At 39.9% G+C, this 5914-nt stretch carries 5 protein-coding genes; 1 reads left to right on the top strand and 4 read right to left on the bottom strand.

Annotated elements, in window-relative coordinates:
• Nucleotides 1-344: transcriptional regulator (locus AC1DG9_RS22015; protein ID WP_477635240.1), on the top strand; the 344-nt coding region annotated here is incomplete at its 5' end.
• Here the strand turns inward: AC1DG9_RS22015 and AC1DG9_RS22010 are convergent.
• The 4 genes from AC1DG9_RS22010 to AC1DG9_RS21995 all read right to left on the bottom strand — a co-directional run.
• Entirely contained in the window at nt 341-3190 is a 2850-nt protein-coding gene (locus tag AC1DG9_RS22010; RefSeq protein ID WP_477635239.1) for a hypothetical protein, read from the bottom strand. The genes AC1DG9_RS22015 and AC1DG9_RS22010 overlap by 4 nt on opposite strands.
• A gap of 112 nt (nt 3191-3302) precedes the next feature.
• Nucleotides 3303-4721: a TlpA family protein disulfide reductase gene (locus tag AC1DG9_RS22005; protein ID WP_337715945.1), complete on the bottom strand. Its 1419-nt coding sequence runs from the start codon at nt 4719-4721 to the stop codon at nt 3303-3305.
• A 78-nt stretch (nt 4722-4799) separates the two neighbouring features.
• Nucleotides 4800-5426, bottom strand: coding sequence for a class I SAM-dependent methyltransferase (locus AC1DG9_RS22000; RefSeq protein WP_337715943.1), 627 nt, complete (start codon nt 5424-5426; stop codon nt 4800-4802).
• 117 nt (nt 5427-5543) lie between these two features.
• The coding region (locus AC1DG9_RS21995) for a DUF4488 domain-containing protein (protein WP_477635238.1) at nt 5544-5914 on the bottom strand (371 nt) is incomplete at its 5' end.

Raw genomic sequence — 5914 nt, 5'->3', positions numbered from 1 at the left:
GAGTAATGGCCGCTCACCAAAAATTGCATTCACTTGTATCATTTAACGAAAACCGACAATATTTCGGTCTTTCACGTCCCGAGAACGATGGAGGCATTATTTATAAAGCCGCAGCCGAAGAATTGCAACCTGGTGAAGCCAAAGCCCTTGGGTTGGAAACAATATCCATAAAGGCCGGTAGATACAGCTGTATCACCATTACTGATTTCATGAAAGATATACCAGCCATAGGCAAAGCCTTTGACCAATTAACCGATCTGCCGGGAATTGATATGGAAGGATACTGTGTTGAACTCTACCCCAATCAAACAGATGTAAAGTGCATGATAAGGATGCAAGATTAGAATACCAACAGTACATTTTCTATTTTTGCCCGCTGATCCTTAATACTTTTTTTCATCACCTCCAACGCATGATCCGAGATTTGCCAGCCTAATGGCAGCACAGGCCAGTTGCCCGCAATCATCTCCCGTGTGGGCTGAATTTTGTTATAGCTCCACCCTTTCATTTTTTGTCGCGCTGCCATCACCTTATTAATCGTATCAGCCTTAAGTGCATTACTACTAATGGTCTCCAAAATCCCCAATGCCGGAGCTACTACCTCATACAAATTCTTATCCTGAGTTGGATACTCAACAGATAGAATGCTATTAGAAATCGAAAGCACATTTATCGTAACATTCAGCCCCGCAAACTCATCTTCTGCAAGCACCCGCTCAAATACAGCAATCACCTGCCTCGAGGTCTCTGCGCCAGAATTTTCCAGTGTTCCGCCATCAGTAAAATGATGCTTCTCATCAAACTTACCTGTCGGACATACATACGGAAAACGCGCACTCAGGAAAGCGGCTGCAGAAAGTGGCAGGTCAAGTTTTTTTGCCCTCATCAAATCCTGTATAAAAACACAGCTTGGAAAATCATCCTTCTCTAACAACACAGGAGCAACAATTCCCTTCTTACCCGTATTAATATCATAGGTATTGGAAAAAAGCAAGGGCAAGTCCATATTATCCTTCTTCCAGGCCTCTCTTAATGTGATATCATAGTCCATTCCAAACTTATCCTTCAGTATCCCCTCAAAACCTCGTTCCTGCAGGCGCGAACGATCGTCATACCAATTCCCTCCAATCATGGTCATAAACAGGTCCCTTCCAAAAACCCCCACTACATTCGCTGTCAGGTAATCGTACTCATATACCTTGGTGTTATTAGGGTAAAACCTTCCGGAAGAGATACTATCTTTTGCCTTAACTCTGTCTGCCGTCAAAAGAGAAAAGCCTATAGTCCCGCCAGATGCGCCTGAAAAGGAAAATACATGATGCTGGAAATCATCACTTATCTGCTTACTGCCACGTGAGGCAAGTACCAGGGAATCCAGTTCACTCACTACCATAGTGGCCCATACGGAGGCCCTGATCCCGCCGCCATAAGAATTTAAAAAAAATACAGGGTAAGGCTTATTGTGCTCAGCCTGGTATGTCGCAATTTCTCCTCGTCTATGCTCCAGCCAACTACGGATATGAGTAGATAATGCCACTGGCTCCTCTCCTTTGGCCACAACGGTATTCACCTTATGAAAATCACTTATCTTTACATAAGAGACCAAAAACCCTATTAACAGAAGCAGCGTAATCCATTGCACTTTAGTCCGTTTACCTAATACAAGCAGATAAGAGAATATCAGCGCATAACAGATCAATGCAGCAATAACAATGGAAAGTGTAAAGAACCTAAACTTAGCAATAAGCGCAAAGAGTATCGGGGGAATATTAAACAGAATAAACACCACAGCCAGCAGCAAGCCAACAATCAGTACAACAGGTGCAACCTCTATATTTTGGACAAACGAAATCTTAGTCCGGTAAGTGGTAGTAATCAGAAAAGCAAAAGATAATAAAAACAGATCCAGAGAAAGGTATGAAAGCCGGCCATACTGTTCCACTTCCATATCCCTGATGAAATAGAAGGCGATCATCAAGAGAAAAAACAGCACCATTACCATCATATAGCGCAAAGCGGAAAACACCCCACGTGGCGCAAAAAAAGAGTCCAGCGTATTGTATTTTAACATTTGCTTGTAGCCCACCAAGGCAACCAGCAATATCACCATCACAGGCACATCATCCAAAAGATAAGGCATATGGTACTGCTGCATGGTCTTTAGAATACCCACAGCCGGGATCAAAAAAGTAAGCGCACMTAACAACCGGGCATAATTTACCGAGTTCTTTCCAGCCATCACAAAACCTTTTGGCACCGTCAACATTAAATCCGTAAACCCGCCAGCATATAGCTTGGGCAGATACCAGTTTATCGTCGCTAAAACCGAGATAGAAAAAAGAAAGATTATGGTTCCCCAAAAGGAGGTATTAATCGTAATCAGCAGATCCTGGCCCTGATCAGAAAAGATCAAAAATCCAAACAGCACAAAAAGTACAATCAGCACAATACGAAACATCCATCCCAAACGTAATCCAAATAAAAAGTTATCGGATAGCCCCGAAAGCCAGCCAGTAAGCCGTTTAAAAATACTGATAGACCAACCAAATGAGTACAGCGTTATAAACAGGAGAATAAACTTAAACAAGGCGGGATAGAAAACATAAGCTGCCACTCCGGATTTCACAAAATCACTCAGCCTATCTGGCGAGGGATCTTCCGGATTTAGCCTTTTAAAAAGATCAACAGATTCCAGGATATAGTAGTTTTCGACAAGATCCAGAATACCAATCGCTATTACCGTTCCCGAAAACAGCCAAAACTGTCTGCTTGTAATTCTGTCTTTTGAAGGATAAACATTCCGGTAATAATGCCAAAACAACAAAATCAATCCAAACACATAAAAAAGTATAAACCAATAGTCGGCATGCGTTTGGCGTTCTACCGCATCCACACCCCTAATCTTTTCCCCCGGCTCACTATACTTAATCTTTTTACCCGGCGACACAGTGCTATCCATTGTCACCGAGTCAGCCGGGTTTGTCCAGTCCCGTTCAAAAACATAATTTTCAGGGCGGTTCCATTCCGAAAAAATCCGGTATTGAATACTATTAGACCTGGTAAGTTCCAGTGAAAGAATCCCCGAAGGCGCACTGTCCGAGAAAAGAAGATGATGATTTCTGCTGGTCATACTTCCGGTAACCAACAAACCGGCAATTGCTGCAAGGGATAGCAGTTTGAATAGTTTCATACTGAGAGATTAAGATGATTTAAAATAAATCTACTTCATAATAGGCTGGTAACCAACCTGCTCATCGTCAAACAACTATTGCAAATGTCCAAATATGCATTGGTAACTACAACTAAAATATTTTCACCAGCGACTTTAGCTGTGTTAAATCACTTTCCAGGGGTCTTGGAGCAAAAATACTTTTTACAAAATGGTTTTTATCTATCAGTAAATATCTTGGAATACTCGTGATCCCCATAAATTTAGAGAGCTCTGATGAGAACTCATTCTCTACCAGGTACTGATCGTTTTCTATTTTATCACTTACAGTCACTTTCATCCAGGCTGCTTTGTCTTTGTCAAGTGAAAAGTAAACTACTGCAACACCATTTTCCGTCATCCATTTCTTTGCATCGGCAGATTCGGCAATATCTACTCGGCAAGCGCCACACCAGCTCGCCCACAAATCTATATATACAGCCTTTCCAGGATAAACGGCTAATACTTCTCTTAAACTCTTCTTCATTCCATTTGAATAAGTGGTCAACAAAGTGCCATCTAATACCTTATCTGTCAATGGCTTGTTCAACAAGAAATAATTTAATTCAGATTCCCTGATGTACGCTAAATAGCTGGGATCCTTTACCTCAGTATAAGCAGACCGGATCATGGATGATAAAGCGCTGTCATCTATTGGAATTTTTCTCTGCGCACAGGCACCAATTAAACTTGCAATTGCATAATCTTTACTTTTACCTTTTAACTCACTCTTTATTTTCTTTTCAATCTCCTTCAAATTCACCGTGCCTTCAATTTCTTTAAACCTTACATATCGATTATACACTGCATACTTGTACTCATTAGCGCTTAACAAGCGGTCATCGTTAAATCCGATTTTTTTCAATTCGTTAAGATATTCCTTTGGAACGCTGTCTGCAGCCATGTCTGAAACCGGTGAATACAAGGAATTCGCATAATAATACCCAATCTTACTTCTAGCAATATGAGTAAGTGATTTAGAAATAGGGTAAAGTTTTAAAAGCGATTCCAATTGTTCGTTTTTATCTTTATACCATTTATCAAGGGTTATTTTATAATTCAGTAAATTGTTTTTATTGTGCCGCAGCTCTTTACTGATAATATATCTTGGTGGCTTTTGCGGACCTCCCGTAAAATCAGTTATGTTTGCAAACACCTGGTAATTAGCTGCATGTTTCCCAAAAAACTTAATCTTTGCATCCAGACCTGCGCCATCAATCGTAAATCTTATGGTGTCTCCTGGCATTACATATACCTGCCAATTCCTCAACATTATACTCAAATAAACAAACTGGGGTTTGTTTATGCCAAAAGCGCCCTTAAGCTGATTGTTTTGTGTATAACACGTCAATAGATTTTTAGGCTCCTGTGTGTAAAATAACAAAGGCTCATTGATAAAAATATGGTCAATCTTTTCGTGGGTGGCCGTACCTGAGAGGGTTACTTTGTCATGGCTTTGTGCCATTGCAGATGAGAATACAATCAGGAATGCTAAGAGGAGCGTTATTTTCATGCGATTTACATTGGTTACTAAATATAGCGAAAATAGATTCTCAATTTAAATTGACTAAAAACAGACCCCTTTTATTATCTAGTTGTCTCCTTTTTTACATTTAATTAAAAAGAACGGCTGGTTCTCGCTGATTTCTGTAATTTCAAATAAACCTGCTTGGTCAAACTCTGCATGGATCGATTCCCTATCATAAAAATACATGTTTACACCATCATATATTTCATAGCGATCCTTGCTAATAAACTTGCCCTGTCCGTAGGTGTGCGCTTCTTTTGAAATACCCGTAAATACCATATAACCATTCTCTGATAGCTGATTATAGCAATCGAAAACTAGCTTTTCCCTTTCACTACTATCTAATAAATGAATTAAACCATAACAGAATATCCCGTCATATTGGTTTTTATCAAATGGCATATCAGTTACAGAGCCATGATGAATAATCATATCTGTTCCATAATGTTTTCTCGCCATTTCAATGGCAGTCTTTGAAATCTCGATCCCTGTTACCGTGATCCCGTTTTCTTTAAAAATTTGTGCATTCCTTCCGTAACCAATTCCAGGTATCAAAATATTTTTCAGAGATTTCTGAACAAAAAAATCCTTTGTCAGTACAGCAGATTTTGCCGGCTCAAAGCCCCACATCTCCTGTTTTTCGCCAAATGCTGATTCCCAGAACTCTGGTTTTCCGGATTCATTAACCATAATCTTTATATGCTATTGAGTATGCAATTTACCAAGAATACTCAACAGCTCACCACACGAGGCTCAATGCAATAGTAATTAAACAATCAAATGACTATGGCCTTCGTTCAACCTGATTTAAATAGAGTCAATTTTATTTTCAACTCTTTTCCAGACTTCTGTGAATCCAAGACTTTCAGCCCCGTCTTTACCTTCTACCATTCCATTCAAAACGAGCAGTTTTTTATCATCGCTAAACTTATATCTTAGTTTATACGTCTTTCCGGCTAAGGCATAGGTAGCGCCCTGGGTTTCGCTCTTAATAATTTCAGAATAGGTCTCATTATCGTTTATTACATAATTACCCTGATGAGTAATAATAGATCCGTTTTGAGTGATCCGCATGTTAAAAAACTTACCATCTGCATCAAAGAATTTCAACAAACCTGGAATTGCCACCCTGCTTTCAGAACCATTAGTTGCCAATCGCGTTAGCTCCCATGCGCCAT

Source organism: Pedobacter sp. 05L430 (assembly GCF_056397585.1).
Note: the sequence above shows the minus strand (reverse complement) of the source record. Positions and strands in the feature narration are given on the sequence as shown.